Below are 17,468 nucleotides of genomic sequence, written 5' to 3' on the forward strand. Positions count from 1 at the left end.
TTCGGCGGTGGGGCGGTCTTGACCGGCACGGGACCATGGGACACATGGTCGACCGACACATCGAGGTCTCACTGGTCACCCGCGGCATCACCGCGACCGCCCGGCTGCTCGACGACCGGGCCCCGGTCACGTGCGCGGCCGTCTGGGACGCGCTGCCCCTGAGCGGCGACGTCTACCACGCCAAATACGCCCGGAACGAGATCTACGCCCTGTTCGAGCCTTTCGCGCGGGCCGAGCCGCCCCTGGAGAACCCGACCGTCACGCCCATCCCCGGCGACCTGTGCTACTTCTCCTTCGCCGGCGCCGAACTGGGCACGCGGGCCTACGGCTACGACCGCGAGGTCCGCCCCGGCACGACGGTGGTCGACCTCGCCCTCTTCTACGAGCGCAACAACCTGCTGCTCAACGGCGACGTCGGCTGGGTGCCCGGCATCGTCTGGGGGCAGGTGGTGGACGGGCTGGCCGCGCTGGCCGAGGGGTGCAACGACCTGTGGCGCACCGGGGCGGCGGGGGAGACGCTCAGCTTCCGCCGGGCGTGACCGCGGTGCCCGCGCCGGCCGCGCGGGCCACGCCCGCCGCGTACAGCGTGTGCGCGGCCCGCAGCACCAGCGCGTCCCGGTGGCGGGCCGCCACCAACTGCAGACCGATCGGCAGACCGTCCGGGTCCGTGCCCACCGGCACCGACGCCGCGGGCTGCTGGGTCATGTTGAAGGGGTACGTGAACGGCGTCCAGCCCGTCCAGCGGCTCAGCCCGGAACCCCGGGGCACCTCCGCCCCCGCCTCGAACGCCGTGCCCGGCATCGTCGGGGTGACCAGCAGGTCGTAGGTGTCGTGGAACTGCCCCATCCGGCGGCCGAGGTCCATGCGCACGTCCACCGCGGCCAGGTAGTCCAGCGCCGTCAGCCGCGCCCCCGCCGCGCACACCTCTCGCAGCCCCGGGTCCAGCCGGGCCCGCTGCTCCGGTCCGAGGTGCTGGGTCACCCGGGCCGCCCCGGCGAACCACAGCGTGTGGAAGGCGTCCACCGGGTCGGCGAGGTCCGGGTCGGTCTCCTCCACGTGCGCGCCGAGCCCGGCCAGCGCCTCCACCGCCCGCCGCACCGCCGCCGCCACCTCCGGCCGCACCGCCACCTGCCCGCCCAGCGTCGGCGAGAACGCCACCCGCAGGCCGCGCACCCCGCCCTCCAGCGCCGCAGAGAAGGAACCGGTCGGCGGGGCGAGCGCCGACCAGTCCCGCGAGTCCGCGCCGCCGATCACGTCCATCAGCAGCGCCGCGTCCGCCGCATCCCGGGTCATCGGACCGACGTGCGCCAGCGTGCCGAACGCGCTCGCCGGATACAGCGGCACCCTGCCGTACGTCGGCTTCAGCGCGAAGACGCCGCAGAACGACGCCGGGATGCGGACGCTGCCCCCGCCGTCCGTGCCCAGCGCCAGCGGCCCCGCGCCCCGCGCCACCGCCACCGCCGCGCCCCCGCTGGAGCCGCCCGCGGTGCGCGCCGGGTCGTGCGGGTTGCGGGTGACGCCGCTGAGCGGGGAGTCCGTCACGCCCTTCCAGCCGAACTCCGGGGTCGTCGTCTTGCCCAGGAACACCGCCCCGTGCTCCCGCAGCCGGGCCACCGAGGGTGCGTCCTCGTCCCAGCGGCCGGCCGGATCGACGGTCAGCGACCCCTTCAGCGTGGGGGAGCCGCGCAGCAGCAGGATGTCCTTCACCGTGACCGGCACCCCGTCCAGCAGCCCGCACGGTTCACCGCGCCGCCACCGCTCCTCGGACGCGGCGGCCCGCTCCAGCGCCTGCTCGGCCGTCAGCCGCACGAAGGCGTTCAGCTCCGGCTGGATCTCCTCGGCCCGCGCGAGCGCCGCCCGGGTCGCCGCCACCGGGCCGATGTCCCCGGCGCGGTAGCGGGCCAGCAGCTGCACGGCCGTGAGGCCGGCCGGGTCGGCCCGGTCCGTCCGGTCGGCCCGGTCCGCGGGGCCGGCCGGGTCCGTCGGGCGGGTGGGGTGGGCGGGGCCGGTCCGCCGGCGGGACGCGCCGGATCCGCTGGGCCTGCTCGACTCGGTGAACTCGGTCATCCGCCCTCCCGGGGACGTCAGTGGCCGGGTACGTACCCGCGGTGCTTGTCGACCACGTTCGGCAGCGGCTCGCCCGCCGCCCACAACTCGAAGAACTCCACGAACTGGGCGGCCAGTTCGTCCCGCCAGCCGACCGTGTCACCACTCATGTGCGGCGACACGACCAGCCCCGGCACCTCCCACAGCGGGCTGTCGGGGGCGAGCGGCTCCGTCTCGAACACGTCCAGGGCCGCCCCCGCGATCCAGCGCCGCCGCAGCGCCTCGGCCAGGGCGTCCTCCACGACGAGCTGCCCCCGCCCGACGTTCACGAAGTACGCGGAGGGCTGCATCACGCCGAACCGGCGCGCGTCGAACATGCCCCGGGTGGCGTCGGTCAGCGGCGCCGCGGCGACCACCCAGTCCGCGCGGGACAGCAGCCGGTCCAGCTCCCCGGGCCCGTACACCCCCGGGCGCGCGGTCCGCCCGACCAGGGCCGTCGTCACCCCGAGCGCGCGCAGCGTCCCCGCGATCGCCCGGCCGATCGGCCCGGAGCCGACCACGCAGGCGCGGGTCCCGGCCACCCTGCGGGTCTCCCGGTGCCGCCAGGTCCGCCCCCGCTGGAGCTCCAGCGTCCGCGGCAGGTCCTTCGCGTGCGCCAGCACCAGCGCGGCCACGTACTCGGCGATCGCCCCGTCGAAGACGCCCCGCGCGTTGGTGACAACCGTGTCGGAGCCGGCCAGTTCCGGACCGAGCAGATGGTCCACGCCCGCGCTCGCCGTGTGCACCCAGCGCGGCCGGGGCCCCTCACCGGGCCAGGCGGCGCGCACCGCGTGCGAGGTGAAGTCCCACACCAGCAGCACGTCCGCGTGCGGCAGCCGCTCCGCGAGCGTGGAGGCGTCCGCGTGCTCGATCCGGGCCCGGCCGGTCAGCCGGCCGAGCCGGGGCGGGGGATCCGCGTCCAGCACGAGGACCGTGGGGACGGCCGGTACGGGAGGGACGGAAGGGGTACGGGGGGTGGTCATGACCGCCGTTTCTGCGCTGTGGCCGAAAGTCTCAGATGCGCGGATTGACCACGCTGGCACCCGAACCTACCGTCGTCAACACGGGCGTTCCGACGATCCGTTGCGTGCTCCTTGCGTGCTCCCCACGGGCCGTTCGACGGTCCGTCGTGGGCTCGTCCCCCAGCGTGAGGCCGGTGCTGACATGGACGTCTCCCTTCTCGGTGGACCGGGGCCGCAGCGCGGGGTCGGGGTGGTGGCCCCCTTCGACTTCGCCCTGGACCGGGAGCTGTGGCGCTGGGTCCCCGACGAGGTGTCCCTGCACCTGACCCGCACGCCCTACGTGCCGGTCGAGGTGAGCCTGGACCTCGCCCGCCTCATCAGCGAGCACGAGACCCTCGGCAACGCGGTGCGCACCCTCACCGCCGTCGCCCCCGAGGTCGTCACCTACGCCTGCACGTCCGGCAGCTTCGTCGGCGGCGTGATGGGCGAACGCGCCATGTGCGAGGCCATGAGCCGCACCGGCCGGGTCCCGGCCATCACCACCTCGGGCGCCCTGCTGGAGGCGCTGGTGGAACTCGACGTGCGCCGGGTCGCCCTGGTGACCCCCTACACCGTGTCGGTGACCCGGGCGCTGGAACGGTACGTCGGCCAGGCGGGCGTCGCGGTCACCGGTTGCGCCTTCATGGGCCTGACCCGGCACATCTGGACGGTCACCTACCGCGAGGTGGTCGACATGGCTCGGCAGGCCGCGGTGCGCGGACCCCTCGGCCCGGCCGACGCGCTGTTCCTGTCCTGCACCAACCTGCCGACCTACGACGTCATCCCGCAGCTCGAAGCCGAACTGCGCATCCCGGTCATCTCGGCCAACCAGGTGACCATGTGGGCGGCGTTGCGCCGATTGGGTACCCGGGCGGTGGGACCGTATCAGGCGCTGATCGACGTGTCGGCGCGCTCCGGGCCCGTACTGCCGGACCAGGCGTCCGGCCCCGTACTGCCGGACGTGCCGGAGAAGAAACAGCAGGAAGGCTGGACATGACCGCACTGGGATTCCTCTACCCCGGACACTCCGCCGAGGACGACTACCCGCGCATGGAGCAGTTGCTGGGCAGCGACGTACGGGTGGACCTGGTGCACACCGACATCGGTGAGGACGCGCACCGGGTCGACGCCCTGCGCGAGATGGGCTCACCGGAGCGGCTCGCCGCCGGGGTGGAGCACCTGCGGCTCACCGGCGCGGACGCCGTGGTGTGGGCCTGCACCAGCGGCAGCTTCGTGCACGGCTGGGACGGGGCCCAGCAGCAGGTGCGCTCCCTGGCCCTGGCCGCCGGCATGCCCGCGTCCTCGACCTCCTTCGCCTTCGTGCACGCGGTCCGCGAGATGGGCGCCCGGCGCGTGGCCGTCGGGGCGACCTACCCGGACGACGTGGCCGGACTGTTCGCTGCCTTCCTGCGCACCGGAGGCATCGAGGTCACCGGCGTGCGCAGCTCCGGCATCGTCACGGCGGCGGAGGTCGGCACCTGGGAGGAGGCGGAGCTGTTCGCCCTGGCCCGCGCCGCCGACCACTCCGACGCGGAGCTGCTGCTGCTCCCCGACACCGCCCTGCACACGGCCGCCCACATCCCGGCCCTGGAGAAGGAGCTGGGCAAGCCGGTCCTCACCGCCAACCAGGTCACCGTCTGGGAGGGCCTGCGCCTGGCCGACCGCCGGGTCAACGCCCCCTCCCTGGGCGCCCTGTTCACCCGGGAGCCGATCGTCCAGGCGTGAGCGACGGCAGGGCCGGCACGGGGGCGGGGCGGACGGGGGCGGCGGAGCGACGACGACACCCGGGCGGGCCGGGGCGGGAGGGCGAGGGGGAGGGGGGCCACGCCCCGGCACCGGGCGTTCTCAGGTGCTCGGGACCGCGCCCGTGTCCGCCGCCGTGACGGGCGACCCGGCCTCGACGTAGTCGGCCAGGTCCGCCTCGACGCCGGTCCGCTCGAAGAAGGCGGCCGGACTGAACCCGGCGGCCCGGTGCGACGCCTCGACCACCGGCCGGGCCGCCGCCAGGTCGTCGGCGGAACGCCGGCGCACCAGGGTGACGACGTTGAACCGGCCGGGCCCCGACCGCTGCTCCAGCAGCACGTCGTCCAGGAAACCGGGCTGCTCCCGCAGCAGCGCGTGCGTGCGGCGCACATGCCGCCAGAACTCCTCGCGGGCGGCCTCGGGCACGGCGAACTTGTCCACGCGGTAGAGGGGTGTCATCGGGAACCTCCGGGGGTCGGGTCGGGTCGGGTGGGGCGGGGCGTGTGGCCGGGTGCCAGGGCCGGACCCGTCCGGACCCGACCGGACCCGACCGGGTCGGACCGGGTCGGGTGAGGGCCCGTGCGGAGATCCGTGCGGAGAGCGCGGACCGTCGCTGCGGAACCGGTCACGACGCTAGGAGCTCAAGCCAGGTCGAGGTCAAGGACGGGAGGGCAGCCGACCGCCCTCACGCGCCGGCCAGTCCGGTGGGCGGAGGTGGTCACGGATGCCCGGCGGCGACCACCCCGGCGGCCATCCCGGCACCCCAGCCATCGGGGACGCCAGGGCCACCCCGGCCACCCGGGAATAACCGGGGACAGTCCCCTGTTCTGCCCTGAAGGCGCCGCACCGCACGCGTGCGCCCTTCCGCTGCACCCGCGCAGCGGTACCGGCAGCTGCCTGCCGGTACCCGGCGAACCGCAAGGCCGAGCACACAGGAGGCACCCCACCGTGGCCGCAGACGACACCGCAGCCGACGAGATCCGCGGCACGGCGCGGGGGAGCGCCCCCGTCCCCCTCTCCGTCCTGGACCTGGTCACCGTGGGCGCCGGGAGCACCGCCACCGACGCCCTGCGCACCAGTGTCGAGCTGGCCCGGCTCGCGGAGTCCCGCGGTTTCCACCGCCACTGGGTCGCCGAGCACCACTCCATGCCGGGGGTGGCGTCCTCCTCACCGGCCGTGATCCTGGCCCACCTGGCCGCCCACACCACCCGCATCCGCCTCGGCTCGGGCGGCGTGATGCTGCCCAACCACGCGCCGCTCGTCATCGCCGAGCAGTTCGGCACGCTGGAGGCCATGGCGCCGGGACGGATCGACCTCGGGCTCGGCCGTGCCCCCGGCACCGACGGCGCCACCGCCGCCGCCCTGCGCCGCACCGACCGGCTCCACGAGGGCGCCGACGAGTTCCCCCAGCAGCTCGCCGAGCTGACCCGGTTCCTGGACGACGACTTCCCCGACGGCCACCCCTACCGGCGCATCCACGCCGTGCCCGGCCCGGTGCAGGCCACCTCGCCCGGCGGGGTGCAGTCCCCGCACCGGCCCCCGATCTGGCTGCTCGGTTCCTCCGGCTTCAGCGCCCGGCTGGCGGGCATGCTGGGCCTGCCCTTCGCCTTCGCCCACCACTTCTCCGCGCAGAACACGATCCCGGCGCTGGACCTGTACCGCGATTCCTTCCGCCCCAGCGAGGTGCTCGACGCGCCCTACGCGCTCATCGGTGTCTCCGCGCTCGCGACCGAGGACGAGAAGGAGGCCCGCCGCCAGGTGCTGGCCGCCGCGCTGAACATGGTGCGGCTGCGCACCGGTCGTCCCGGACTCGTCCCCACCCCGGAGGAGGCCGAGGCGCACCCCTTCAGCCCGACGGAGCGGGACTTCGTCGACTCCTGGAACGCCAACGTCGTCTTCGGCACCCCGGACGAGGTCCGCGCCGGCCTCGACGACCTGCAGAAGCGCACCGGGGCCGACGAGTTGATGATCACCGCGAACACGCACGGCCTGGACGTACGCCTGCGCTCCTACGAACTCATCGCCGACGCCTACGCGTTGCCCACGTCACCGACGTCACCGACGTCACCGACGTCACCGACGTCACCGACGCCCACGCCGTGACCGCGGGGCCGAGGCCCACGGGTTGACCGCGGGGCCGAGGATCACGGGTGAACCGCCTCGCCGGCGTCCACGGGGTGACCGCGGCGCCCACGCCCACGGGTTGACCGCCCCGCCGGCGCCTACGGGTTGACCGCGGCGTCCGCCCGGACCCCGGGCGTGGTCGCCAGCAGCTCGGAGATGCGGTCCGGGGACACCGGGCGCGAGTACAGCCAGCCCTGCCCGGTGTCGCACCCGATCCGGCGCAGCCGGGTCGCCTGCGCCGAGGTCTCCACGCACTCGGCGGTGACGGTCAGGCCCAGCCGGTGGGCGAGCTGCACCATCGCCTCGACGATGACCTCGTCCGCCGGGTTGGGCGGGGCGGCGGCCCGCCCCTCGTACTGGAAGCCCCGGACGAAGGAGCCGTCCAGCTTCAGCACCGACACCGGCAGCCTGCTGAGGTAGGCCAGGTTGGAGTAGCCGGTGCCGAAGTCGTCGATGGCGATCCGCACCCCCATGTCGCTGAGCGCCTTCAGCGCCTGGAGCGGGCGGCCGGAGGACCCCATCACCGCCGACTCGGTCAGCTCCAGTTGCAGCAGGTGCGGGGCGAGGCCCGTCTCGTCGAGGGTCTCGGCGACGTCGGCCACCAGGTCGGAGTCCCAGACCTGGCGGACCGCCACGTTGACGCTGACGAAGATCGGCGGGTCGTCGGGATGCTCCACCTGCCAGCGGCGGGCCTGTTCGCAGGCGGTGCGCAGCACCCAGCGGCCGAGCGGCACGATCGAGCCGTCCTCCTCCGCCAGGTGGATGAACCGATTCGGCGTCAGCGTGCCGAACTGCGGGTGGTGCCAGCGGATCAGGGCCTCGACCCCGTGCAGCCGGTCGTCCTCCATGCCGACGAGCGGCTGGTACTCCAGCGCGAACTCGCCCCGCTCGATGGCCGGACGGAGCGTGGAGGCGAGGGCCTGCCGGGTCATGCGGTGGGCGTTGCGCTCCGGGTCGAAGAGGGTCCAGCGGGACTTGCCGTCGGCCTTCGCCCAGTACAGCGTCGTGTCGGCGGCCTGCATCAGGGCGGTGGGCGTGGTTCCGGCGGCGTGCCGCTCGACCACCCCGATGGACGCGGAGACCGACAGCCGCCGCCCACCGAGGTCGAAGGGCTCCTGGACCGAGGCGAGCACCGACTCGGCCAGTTCGGCGAGCTGTTCGGTGCCGGTGGAGTCCTCCACCAGGACGGCGAACTCGTCGCCGCCGAGCCGCGCCACCAGCGGGGTGGCCGTCCGCGTGCGGCCCGCCTCCTCGGCGCAGCGCGTGAGGCGTTCGGCGACGGCGGTCAGCAGCCGGTCGCCGATGCGGTGGCCGAGGGTGTCGTTGATGGCCTTGAAGCCGTCCAGGTCCAGGTAGCACAGGCCGATCCGGCCGCTGCCGCCGTGCGCGGAGGAGTCCTCCTCCAGGGCGGCCGTCAGCCGCTCGAAGAACAGGGTGCGGTTGGGCAGCCGGGTCACCGGGTCGTGCATCTCCAGGTGGCGCAGCCGCTCCTGGAGTTCGCGGCGGGCGCTGATGTCGGCGATGGCCAGCAGCACGCCGTCGGCGCCGTCCTCACCGGGCGGCAGCTGGGTGACGGTCACCTGCACCCACAGGGCCCCGGCCGACGGATGCTTGAGCCGGCGGGCACAGCTCAGCTCCGGGCGGCGCCCGCGCAGGACCTCGAGGTAGGCGTGCCAGGTGTGGGCGTCGGAGGAGAGGTCCACCAGATCGGCGGCGACCGCGCCGGCCAACGCGTCCGGGGTGCTGTCCAGCAGGGCGGCGAGGGTCGCGTTGACGCCGACCACCGTGCCCTCGCGGTCCACCACCGCCATCGCCAACGGCGCGGCGGTGAAGACCGAGCGGTAGGACGGCACGGAGGGGGACGAGGAGGAGCGCGGGAACGCCGGGGGCGACGGCCGGCCGCCGGGGGAGACCGAGGGGGCGGGGGCCGCACCGGAGGGGGCGGGGGCCGCACCGGAGGGGGCGGGTGCGGTCGTCGGGGAAGGGGCGGGGGCCCGGTCGGCGGCGGGCGCGGTCGTCGGGGAGGGGCCGGTACGGGTGGACGCCACGATCTCACTCTCCGTGACGCTCGGACGGTCCAGACCAACTGCGGACGCCGGTCCTTCGGAGGTTCCGCTCACCGCTCGCTCCCGCCGTGCACTCGATTGCCGTTCGTGCAGGAAACTCTCAGGAAGTCTCAGAAAGTGTGCCGATCATAGAGCTCGGCGCCAGACCCTTCCAGCCGGTGTTCAGTCTCGGGCATGGTCCGCATCTCTGCCAGATCGTTTCTGCTCGCAGGTGGCGGCCTTCCGGAGCCCATCGACCGGTTGTGACGTTCCGTGAACACGCCGGGGGTGTCGCTCGGGCGCGCACAGCGGCGCTCGCTCACCCGTCCGGTGCAGCCGAACAGGGCGTAGTACGACAAACCCCCACAGGCTGGGTGCGGTGTCCCGTGAACCGTCTCCCGGAGGTCTCCCGTGCCGCGTCGGCTCCCGCTGCGAGGACTCGGTCGTGAGGCACTCCGGGCGCTGGGCCGATCGGGGGTACGGCCCCGACTGCGCAGCACGGCAGCGGTGTTCACCACCATGTCGGCCCTCGCCGCGACCTCGACCCTCTCCGCCCCCTCGGCGGCCGAGCCCTTCTCCCCGGCGCCCTGCGCGCTGACCCGCACCGACGCCCACCACTCCGAGGGCCTGGACACCTGGAACGCCGCCTACCCCCGCCCCACCCGACGGCTCGACGCGGTGATGGTCTTCCTGTCCTTCCCGGACTCCCACCCCCTGACCACGCCCGCCGACCTCACCGCCGACCACTTCCCGGCCACCACCGAGTTCTTCGAGCGGTCCTCCTACGGCAGGTTCACGCTGCGCCCGCACGCCCTGAAGCACTGGATCCGGATGCCGAAGCCGTCCACCGCGTACGCCGTGCAGCGCGACTGGACCCTCGCCCACCGGGCCGCCTACCTGCGGGACGCGCTCGCCGCGGCCGACCCCGAGGTCGACTTCTCGCGGTACGACATCGTGTACCTCGTCGCCGACCCGGACGCGCCCGGCGTGGACTCCGACGCCACCAAGGTCGTCAACCTGGACACCCCGCTGCGCGCCGACGGCACCGACATCCGCCGCGTCGTCACCGTGTTCGAGAACCACCCCCCGGACCGGCTGGTCCTCGCCCACGAGACCGGTCACGTCTTCGACCTGCCCGACCTCTACAACCGCCCCGTCGACGGCAAGGGCGACTGGGACACCTACGTGGGCGACTGGGACCTGATGGGCAGTCAGTTCGCTCTCGCGCCCGACCTGTTCGGCTGGCACAAGTGGAAACTGGGCTGGCTGGAGCCCCGGCAGGTGCGGTGCGTGCGGGGTACGGAGCCGGTGCGGCTGACCCTGGAGCCGCTGGGCGCCGGCCCGGGGGTGCAGGCGGTGGGAGCGGCCGGCGCCCCGGCCTTCGGTCTGGGCCGCGGCACCAAGCTGGCGGTCGTGCGCACCGGGCCCGACAGCGTCCTCGCCTTCGAGGTGCGCGACCGCCTGGGCAACGACGCGGCGGCCTGCCGGCCGGGGGTGCTGGTCTACCGGGTGCGCAGCGCCACCCGCTCGGGCGGCGGCCCCGTCGAGGTGATCGACGCCCACCCGCACACCGAGGCCTGCGCGGCCGAATCGGTGTACCCGCCCCTCGCGGACGCCCCGGTCGCCGTCGGCGAGAGCTTCACGGTGCCGGGGGAGAACGTCCGGGTGGAGGTCGAGGGGCGGACCGCGTCGGGGGCCTGGACGGTCCGCATCACCCTGGCGACACCCCCACGGAAGACCACCTGACGGGCGCCCTGACGGGAGAGCCCCGACCCGGGTCTTCGGCCTCCGGCCTCCCGTCTCCGGTCGCCGGGCGCCGGACCGAGGGCGACAAGCAAATGGAGAGGCCCCCTGCTTCCCGCAGGGGACCTCTCCATGTCGTGCGCCGCCAGGGACTCGAACCCCGGACCCGCTGATTAAGAGTCAGCTGCTCTAACCAACTGAGCTAGCGGCGCCTGCTGACGTCGTAGACATTAGCATCCTGTTCGGCGGGAGGAAAAATCGATATCCGCACGGCCGCGCGGGCCGCCCGGACGGCCGCCCAGAGCAGCACTTCCGGCCCCGGTAACCAGGGATGACGTGTGTCGGGGGCCACCAGCCAGCGCGCCCGGTGACCCCCCTGCGCGGCGCCTCCCGCGGCGGGCGGCACGGTCACCGCGTCCCCCGTCCCGTGACACAGCAGCGGCGGCACCGCCCCGGCCCGGCCGCCCTTGCCGAGATCCCGGGCGGGCCTGCCGGGCGACGGGTGCGCGGCGGAGGTCCGGGGCGCCTCGGGGGCCCGGCCGACGTCGGGGACGTGCCCCGCGCCGGGCGTGCCCCACTCCTCCCACTCCAGCAGCGCCGGCAGCCGCTGGGCGGTGCCGGGCGCGGCGAACAGCTGGATCCGCCCCCGGTACTGCGCGACCGGCCCCGACCCCGGCCCCTCGTCCCACATCCGGTCCAGCATCCGCCGGCCGAACAGGGCGGGCGCGCTCACCACGTCGAAGACGGCACCGCAGGGCAGGACCAGCGGGGCCTCCGGACGCTCCTCCCACAGGGCGAGCGTGCTGCGCGGATACGCCCCCGCCGAGGCGAGCCAGGCGGCACCGTCCGGGGTGATGCCGCTGACGTCGGTGACCTTGCGTGTCCTGCTCATGGACACCAGGTCTACCCGCTGTGCGGGAACGGTTCTCCAGAGTTGCCGGAAACGCGGACACCGCGCCGGGCGGCGGGGTATCTTGCGCACCTGGCATATGCCACGCCTGTTCGAGCCACCCCGATCGGCTCGGACCGGCCCGACTCCGGTCGGCCCAGACCGACCCGACCAGCTCGGACCAGCGCGGACCGATTCGGGCCGGCCCGGGCCGACCCGATCCGGCCCCATCCGGCCCTTCCGTCTTGTCATCCCGGTGCGGCTCAGTGGCCGGCCGCCTCCAGCCGGGACGGTGGCGTCCTGCGTGCCGCACGGGCCGGTCACAGGGTGTCGACGGCCCCCGGGCCCTCTCCGGCCCGCAGCAGGTCACGCCCGAACTCGACCATCTTCTTCGCGTAGTCCTCGGTCCACTGGGCGCGCTCCGCGATGTCGGCCGTCGTCAGCCGGTCGAAGCGCCGGGGGTCGGCCAGCTGGGCCGCCGCCAGTGCCTGGAACTCCACGGCCCGGTCCGCCGCCGCCCGGAAGGCCAGCGTCAGCTCCGTCGCGCGCTCCAGCAGGGCGCGCGGGTCGTCGATCGACTCCAGGTCGAAGAAGTGCTCCGGATCGGCGGCCGACGCCGCCGGCTCGAACAGCAGGGGCGCGGGGCGTAGCCGCGGTGGGTCCTGACGCGGCCTGGGCTCCGCCATGTGCGTCTCCTTCTCGTACGTCGTCGCGGTCGTTCCTCCCCGCGAACGGGGACACCCCTGGGCAAGCGGGCCACCGTCCATTGTCCCGCGCCACCGCAAGAGGGCGTCGGGGCCACAGCTCGCCCCGGTGTTCACCCCCGCCACCCCACCCGGTGTTCCCGCAGGTGGGCCAGGATCGCGTGGTTGGCCTCCCAGCCGTCGGGGAATTTGACCAGCGTTCCCAGCTGGACCGGTTCCGTGGACGGGTAGGCGTCGAGCAGGTCGTCCACGCCCTCGCGGCAGACGACGATGCAGGCGTGCCGGTGACGGGAGGCGAGGACGCAGAGGCGGCCGGTCTCCAGGTGGAAGGCGGTGGCGTCGGGGCGGCCGGAGAGCGGGTGGAGTACGACGGTGACGTCGTACTCGCGGCCCTGGAGGCGGTTGGCGGTGTCGACGACGACGTCCCGGACGCCGAGGGCGGCCAGCGCCGACCGGACGGCCGCCGCCTGGTCGCGGTGGGCGGTGCCCACGGCGATGCGGTCGGCGGTCAACGGGGCGGGTTCCGGGGAGCGTTCGGAGGTGGCCGCGCCCTCGCGGTCCAGGAGGCGGCGGACCACCAGGGCGACGGCCCGCACCGCCTCCGGGTCGGTGCGCGGGGTGTGGCGGGCGGGGAGCTCCAGCAGGCCCCAGCCGGACGCGGCCGCCTCGTCGATCACCCGGTCCGGGCCCGAACCGTCGGACGGGACGGCGAAGGCGAGGGCGCGGTCGCCGTGGCCGGTGCCGGAGCGGAACGGGGTGTAGGGGTAGAAGGCGTCCGAGACCAGCGGGGCGGCGGAGGCGGGGAGGCGCCAGGAGACCGGGAGGCGGTGCTGGGGGAGGTCGGGGTTGTGTGCGAGGAGCGTGGTGACCGCCGACGCCGACGGGTCGTACGACAGGCCCGCCCACTGCTCGCCGCCCACGATGGAGAACGGGTCGAGCTGGCCCGGGTCGCCCACGAACAGCGCCCGCTCGAACAGGTTGGCCACCGCGAGCAGGGCGTCCGAGCGCATCTGGTACGCCTCGTCGACGATCGCGTGCCCCCACGGCTCGACGCCCTTGACGTGCGCCCACTTGGCGGCCGTGGAGATCACCACGTCGAGGCCGGCCAGGTCGGCCGCCTTCGCCGAGGTCCGCACGTTGTCCAGGGCGTCGAGGGCCTTGTCGTACGGGTCGGTGTCGCTGCTGTGCAGGCGGCCCACCGGCAGGTCCGGGTCCTTCTCGGCGAGGCGGAGGACGAGGTCGTCGACCTGGGCGTTCGTCTGCGCGACCACCATCAGGGGGCGGCCGGCGGCGGCCAGTTCCAGCGCGGCCCGCACCACCAGGGTGGACTTGCCGGCGCCGGGCGGGGAGTCCACGACGACGCCGCGCGCGGTGCCGTGCAGGGTGTCGTGGAGGATCGCTTCGGTGGCGCGGGTGGCCTCCGCGCCGGGGTGGAACACCGTCTCCTCGGCGGGGGCGGTCACAGCACGTCCTCCTCGGTCACCGGGTCGGCGGGCTCCGGCGCGCGCTCCTGGCCGGGCGGCCCGCCGTGCGTCCAGGGGGTCTCCTCCGGGTCGGGCAGCGTGGCCCCGCCGCGCGGCTCGTGCTCGAACAGCGTGAAGCAGAGCCGGTCGCCCTTCTCCGGCACGGACCCCGGGGCGGGTTCCTTGCCGCGGCCCATCCGGTCCATGATCCGCAGCACCAGCAGCGCCCCGTCCTCCTCGGCCGCCACGAACTCCGCGGACTGCGGCTTGCCGTCCAGCGAGCGGTACACCCGGGCCCGCTCGGCGAGGTGCGGCCGGTCGTCGGTGCGGACGGTGACCAGGGGGCGCGGGCTTGGGCGCTTGCTCTCGCTGTACGCCATCACCACGTCCGTGACCTCCCCGGCGAACGCCTCCCCGGACAGCCGGCGGGCCGCCATCTCCAGCGGGTCGTCCAGGGCCTCCTGCGCCTGCAGCCGGGCCTGTTCGCGCTCGCGGGTGGCCAGCTTGTTGGCGGCGGTGACCGCGTCGTCGCGGCGCGGCTGGGGCGGTTCGCCGGCCGCCACGCGGTCCCGGTGCCCGGTGAAGGACCACCGGTCGCGCGTCCAGCGCTCCTCGACGTGGGCGCCCTCGGGCAGCGACCGCAGCAGGTCCAGGCCCCGCCACACCGCGTCCCAGGTGGGGCGCGTGCGGCTCTCGACCAGGTCGCGGATGCGCTGCTCGGCCGCCGTCAGGTCACCGAGGCGGGCGTCGGCCTCCAGGCCGTCCCTGGCCGCCGCCAGGGCGGTGCGGGCGCGGTCGTAGCGTTCGATGGCCGGGGCGAGCAGCTTGTTGTCGAAGGCCGGATCGGTCGCCGGGCCGGCCGGCGGATGCAGCAGCTGCCCGCGGTCGTCGCGGGCGAGCTCCGCCTCCTCGGCGGCCTCGGCGCCCGAGCGGCCCTCGGGCGGGTCGATCCAGGCGAGCAGCGCGCCCAGGTGCTGGTCCTCCAGGGTGGACTGGCCGGTCGCCCAGTGCCGGGACAGCACGTCGGTCAGGGCGAGCAGCAGCGACGAGCCGGGCACCCGCGCCCGCTCCCCGAAGTGGGTCAGCCACCGCCCGAGCAGCGGTACGCGGGGCGGCGCCGGGAACGGCGCCTCCGGGTCCTGCTCCGCCGTGCGCCGGAACCGGGTGGAGCGGCCCAGGAGGCGCACCAGGTCGATGCCGGCCCGGCTGGGCACGATCAGCTGGGGCGCGTCCGCGCACAGCTCCACCTCGACCTTGACCCGCTTGGCGGTCTCCGGGTCGGTCTCGGAACGCTCCGCGGCCTCCACCCCGTCCGCGTACGCGTCCACGTAGGGGAGCACCACGTCGGCGAGGTCGGCGAGGAACGCGAACCGCTGGTCCCGGTCGCGCGGCTGCGGCACCACCAGCAGCCGGGGCGCGTCCCGGTCGGTGCCGACGAGCGCGCCGAGCGGCGCCCCGGCCTCACCGGCGGTGGTGAGCGGCACGAACACCAGCGGACGGTCGGACAGGTGCCGGTGCCGGACGGTCGCGGCGGGCTGGGCGCGGCCGGTGCCCACCGCCTCGAGGCGGGCCAGGGTGGTGATCAGGGACACGGGGCGACCTCCCGGCGGGCCGCGTCCAGGGCCTCGGCGCGCAGGGCCGCCGCCCGGCGCAGCGCGGCCACCGCCGGGTCGTCGGCGTCGCCCGCCTCGCCGCGGGCCGCGGCCAGCACGTCCTCCACGGTCGTCAGGCCGCCCAGCTCCGCCCGGACCGGGCGGCCCAGGGAGGTGACCGCGCCGGCCCCGCGGGACCGGTCCCGGCAGTGGAACGCCAGCTCGCAGGAGGACAGGCACTCCGGCGCGTACGTCGCCGGGACCGCCTCCACCGCCGCGGTCAGCTCCTCGGCGGGCAGCTCCGGCGAGAAGCTGACGCCCTCGGGAAGGGCTGCGGCGATGTCCTCGACGCGGGTGAGCCGGGCCAGCTGGCGGGCGGTCACCGCGCGCTGCTTGCGCACGTCCACGGCGGAGGCGGTGGGCAGGTTGGAGAAGTCCTTGGGGCAGACCAGCAGGATCCGGTGCCGCACCCGGGGGGCCGGGTCGAGCCGCGCGGCCACCTCCTCCAGCGCCAGCACGTACACCGCGGCCTGCCGGGCCGCCGCGCCGACCTTCGCGGGGTCGGCGGCGCCGTCCAGCAGGGGGAACGACTTGATCTCCACGACCGTCCAGCTGCCGTCCGGGTGCACGATCACCGCGTCCGGCTCCAGGAAGGCGACCGACCCCGCGACGTCGAGGGCCAGCATCGGGTGGTCCAGCAGGGTCCAGGAACCGGGGGAGCCGGCGGCCTCGCGCAGCGCCAGCTCCGTACGGGCCGTGCGGCCCGAGGGACCGGCCGCGGTCAGGTCGGGCACCAGGGCCCCGGTGGGCGGTTCGGCGGCGCGGTCCAGGTGCTCGTGTGCCAGGCGCAGCAGTTCCGTACCGCCGTCGCCCTTGACCTTGGCCTCGAAGGCGTTGCCCCGCACGAGCGCGAACTGGGACTGCCCGAAGGCCGACGGGGCGCCCAGAGCCCGGGCCAGCGCCGCCTTGTCCACGCCGGCGCCGTCGAGGATCGCGCGCCGGCCGCAGCCCGGGTTGGCGGCCAGGGCGGCCAGGGCGCGCGCGTCCAGCGCCTTGGGCGGCACCTGCGGGCCGCCGCGCAGCTCAGCGAGCCGGTGCCGGAGCGCCTTCCCCTGTGTCCGCGGGGGCGGCACTCGGTTCGGCTCCGGGCCCGTACCGCGGCTCGTGGTGCCGCTGCCGTGGAATTCGCTCACCCGCGGAAGTCTGGCATCCGTCACTGACATTCGCGGAACCGGCGGCGGAAACGGGGGCGGGACCGGCGACCGGACCGGTGCGGACGGCGACCGCGGCGGGCAGGACGAGGCGCGGCAGGAGCCGGGCCTTGACCCGGTCCGCGTACCGCATCGCGGGCGCGGCCAGCAGCAGTCCGGCGCCCATCACGGCGGCGCCCGCGACGGCGTCCAGGAGGTAGTGGTTGGCGGTGCCCATCACCACGATCGTGGTGACCAGCGGATAGATCACGGCGAACGTCCTCGTGGCGCGCGTCCGCCCGTGCCGCCAGAGGATCACACCGCACCACAGCGCCCAGCCCACGTGCAGGCTCGGCATCGCCGCGTACTGGTTCGTCATGCCGCCCAGGCCGCGCGGGGCGCTGGCCTCGCCGCCCCACCAGCCCCAGGAGCTGTAGTGGGCCATCGTGTCGACGAACCCGTGGCTCGCGTCGAGCAGCCGGGGCGGGCAGGTGGGCAGCAGGGTGAAGCCGATCAGCCCGATGAACGTGGACACCATCAGCCAGGTGCGGGCCGCCCGGTAGTGCACCGCGCGGGACCGGAACAGCCAGACCAGGACGGCGGGGGTGACCAGGTAGTGCAGGGAGGCGTACCAGAAGTCGGCGGGTATCCCCAGCCAGGGCTCCTCGGTGAACCAGCGGTTCAGCGGGCTCTCCGCGTTCAGGTACAGCGCCTTCTCGATGCGCAGGATCGCCAGGCCGTGGTCCACGGCGTCCGAGACGTCGCCCCGGACGACCAGGCGTCCCAGCGAGTAGCAGACGTACACCAGGACGATCAGCGGCAGCTCGGTCCACCAGCGCAGCCGGGTCACCGGGGCCCCCTCCATGCCCGGTTTCTCGCTGTGCGGCAT

Annotated in this window: 15 protein-coding genes and 1 tRNA gene; 5 read left to right on the forward strand and 11 right to left on the reverse strand. The window is 75.0% G+C overall.

The genetic code is table 11. The features are described from left to right. Nucleotides 1–44: 44 nt before the first annotated feature. Entirely contained in the window at nt 45–539 is a 495-nt protein-coding gene (locus tag AC02VZ_RS14560) for a DUF3830 family protein (RefSeq protein ID WP_476475524.1), read from the forward strand. On the opposite strand, the gene AC02VZ_RS14565 is transcribed toward AC02VZ_RS14560, so the two are convergent. Both AC02VZ_RS14565 and AC02VZ_RS14570 read right to left on the reverse strand, forming a co-directional pair. Next, a complete protein-coding gene (locus tag AC02VZ_RS14565; RefSeq protein ID WP_476475525.1) occupies nt 520–2,067 on the reverse strand; it encodes an amidase in 1,548 nt (515 codons plus the stop codon). The two genes, AC02VZ_RS14560 and AC02VZ_RS14565, sit on opposite strands and share 20 nt — an antisense overlap. Before the next feature lie 17 nt (nt 2,068–2,084). After that, complete coding sequence (locus tag AC02VZ_RS14570) at nt 2,085–3,068, reverse strand: D-2-hydroxyacid dehydrogenase (RefSeq protein ID WP_476475526.1); 984 nt, start codon at nt 3,066–3,068, stop codon at nt 2,085–2,087. A gap of 181 nt (nt 3,069–3,249) precedes the next feature. Between AC02VZ_RS14570 and AC02VZ_RS14575 the strand changes: the two genes are divergently transcribed. Both AC02VZ_RS14575 and AC02VZ_RS14580 read left to right on the forward strand, forming a co-directional pair. Further along, nucleotides 3,250–4,083, forward strand: coding sequence for a maleate cis-trans isomerase family protein (locus AC02VZ_RS14575; RefSeq protein ID WP_362090091.1), 834 nt, complete (start codon nt 3,250–3,252; stop codon nt 4,081–4,083). Further along, complete coding sequence (locus AC02VZ_RS14580) at nt 4,080–4,811, forward strand: maleate cis-trans isomerase family protein (protein ID WP_432056975.1); 732 nt, start codon at nt 4,080–4,082, stop codon at nt 4,809–4,811. The genes AC02VZ_RS14575 and AC02VZ_RS14580 overlap by 4 nt, the downstream gene beginning before the upstream one ends. Nucleotides 4,812–4,931: 120 nt before the next feature. Here AC02VZ_RS14580 and AC02VZ_RS14585 read toward each other — a convergent pair whose 3' ends face one another. Next, entirely contained in the window at nt 4,932–5,288 is a 357-nt protein-coding gene (locus AC02VZ_RS14585) for an antibiotic biosynthesis monooxygenase (protein WP_476475527.1), read from the reverse strand. 489 nt (nt 5,289–5,777) lie between these two features. Between AC02VZ_RS14585 and AC02VZ_RS14590 the strand changes: the two genes are divergently transcribed. Further along, on the forward strand, nt 5,778–6,932 hold the full coding sequence (locus tag AC02VZ_RS14590) for an LLM class flavin-dependent oxidoreductase (protein ID WP_476475528.1): 1,155 nt from the start codon (nt 5,778–5,780) through the stop codon (nt 6,930–6,932). A gap of 119 nt (nt 6,933–7,051) precedes the next feature. Here AC02VZ_RS14590 and AC02VZ_RS14595 read toward each other — a convergent pair whose 3' ends face one another. Next, nucleotides 7,052–9,073 carry a putative bifunctional diguanylate cyclase/phosphodiesterase gene (locus tag AC02VZ_RS14595; protein ID WP_476475529.1) on the reverse strand — a complete coding sequence of 674 codons (2,022 nt, stop codon included), beginning with the start codon at nt 9,071–9,073 and terminating at the stop codon, nt 7,052–7,054. Nucleotides 9,074–9,409: 336 nt separating this feature from the next. Between AC02VZ_RS14595 and AC02VZ_RS14600 the strand changes: the two genes are divergently transcribed. Then, nucleotides 9,410–10,744 (forward strand): M6 family metalloprotease domain-containing protein, encoded by a 1,335-nt coding sequence (locus AC02VZ_RS14600; RefSeq protein WP_432056979.1) that lies wholly within the window; start codon nt 9,410–9,412, stop codon nt 10,742–10,744. Between the two features lie 135 nt (nt 10,745–10,879). On the opposite strand, the gene AC02VZ_RS14605 is transcribed toward AC02VZ_RS14600, so the two are convergent. From AC02VZ_RS14605 to AC02VZ_RS14635, 7 genes are all read right to left on the reverse strand, one after another. After that, nucleotides 10,880–10,953, reverse strand: a tRNA-Lys gene (locus AC02VZ_RS14605). Beyond that, on the reverse strand, nt 10,944–11,633 hold the full coding sequence (locus tag AC02VZ_RS14610) for a bifunctional DNA primase/polymerase (protein ID WP_476475530.1): 690 nt from the start codon (nt 11,631–11,633) through the stop codon (nt 10,944–10,946). The genes AC02VZ_RS14605 and AC02VZ_RS14610 overlap by 10 nt, the downstream gene beginning before the upstream one ends. A 317-nt stretch (nt 11,634–11,950) precedes the next feature. Further along, nucleotides 11,951–12,316 (reverse strand): hypothetical protein, encoded by a 366-nt coding sequence (locus AC02VZ_RS14615; RefSeq protein WP_362090078.1) that lies wholly within the window; start codon nt 12,314–12,316, stop codon nt 11,951–11,953. Nucleotides 12,317–12,447: 131 nt separating this feature from the next. Next, nucleotides 12,448–13,797, reverse strand: a complete 1,350-nt coding sequence (locus AC02VZ_RS14620) for an AAA family ATPase (RefSeq protein WP_476475531.1) — start codon at nt 13,795–13,797, stop codon at nt 12,448–12,450. Next, a complete protein-coding gene (locus AC02VZ_RS14625; RefSeq protein ID WP_476475532.1) occupies nt 13,794–15,389 on the reverse strand; it encodes a hypothetical protein in 1,596 nt (531 codons plus the stop codon). The genes AC02VZ_RS14620 and AC02VZ_RS14625 overlap by 4 nt, the downstream gene beginning before the upstream one ends. Then, complete coding sequence (locus tag AC02VZ_RS14630) at nt 15,380–16,522, reverse strand: hypothetical protein (RefSeq protein ID WP_476475565.1); 1,143 nt, start codon at nt 16,520–16,522, stop codon at nt 15,380–15,382. The genes AC02VZ_RS14625 and AC02VZ_RS14630 overlap by 10 nt, the downstream gene beginning before the upstream one ends. Beyond that, on the reverse strand, nt 16,473–17,468 hold the full coding sequence (locus tag AC02VZ_RS14635) for a phosphatase PAP2 family protein (protein ID WP_476475566.1): 996 nt from the start codon (nt 17,466–17,468) through the stop codon (nt 16,473–16,475). Before AC02VZ_RS14635 ends, AC02VZ_RS14630 begins: the two co-directional genes overlap by 50 nt.

Source organism: Streptomyces sp. 3-6 (assembly GCF_056323165.1).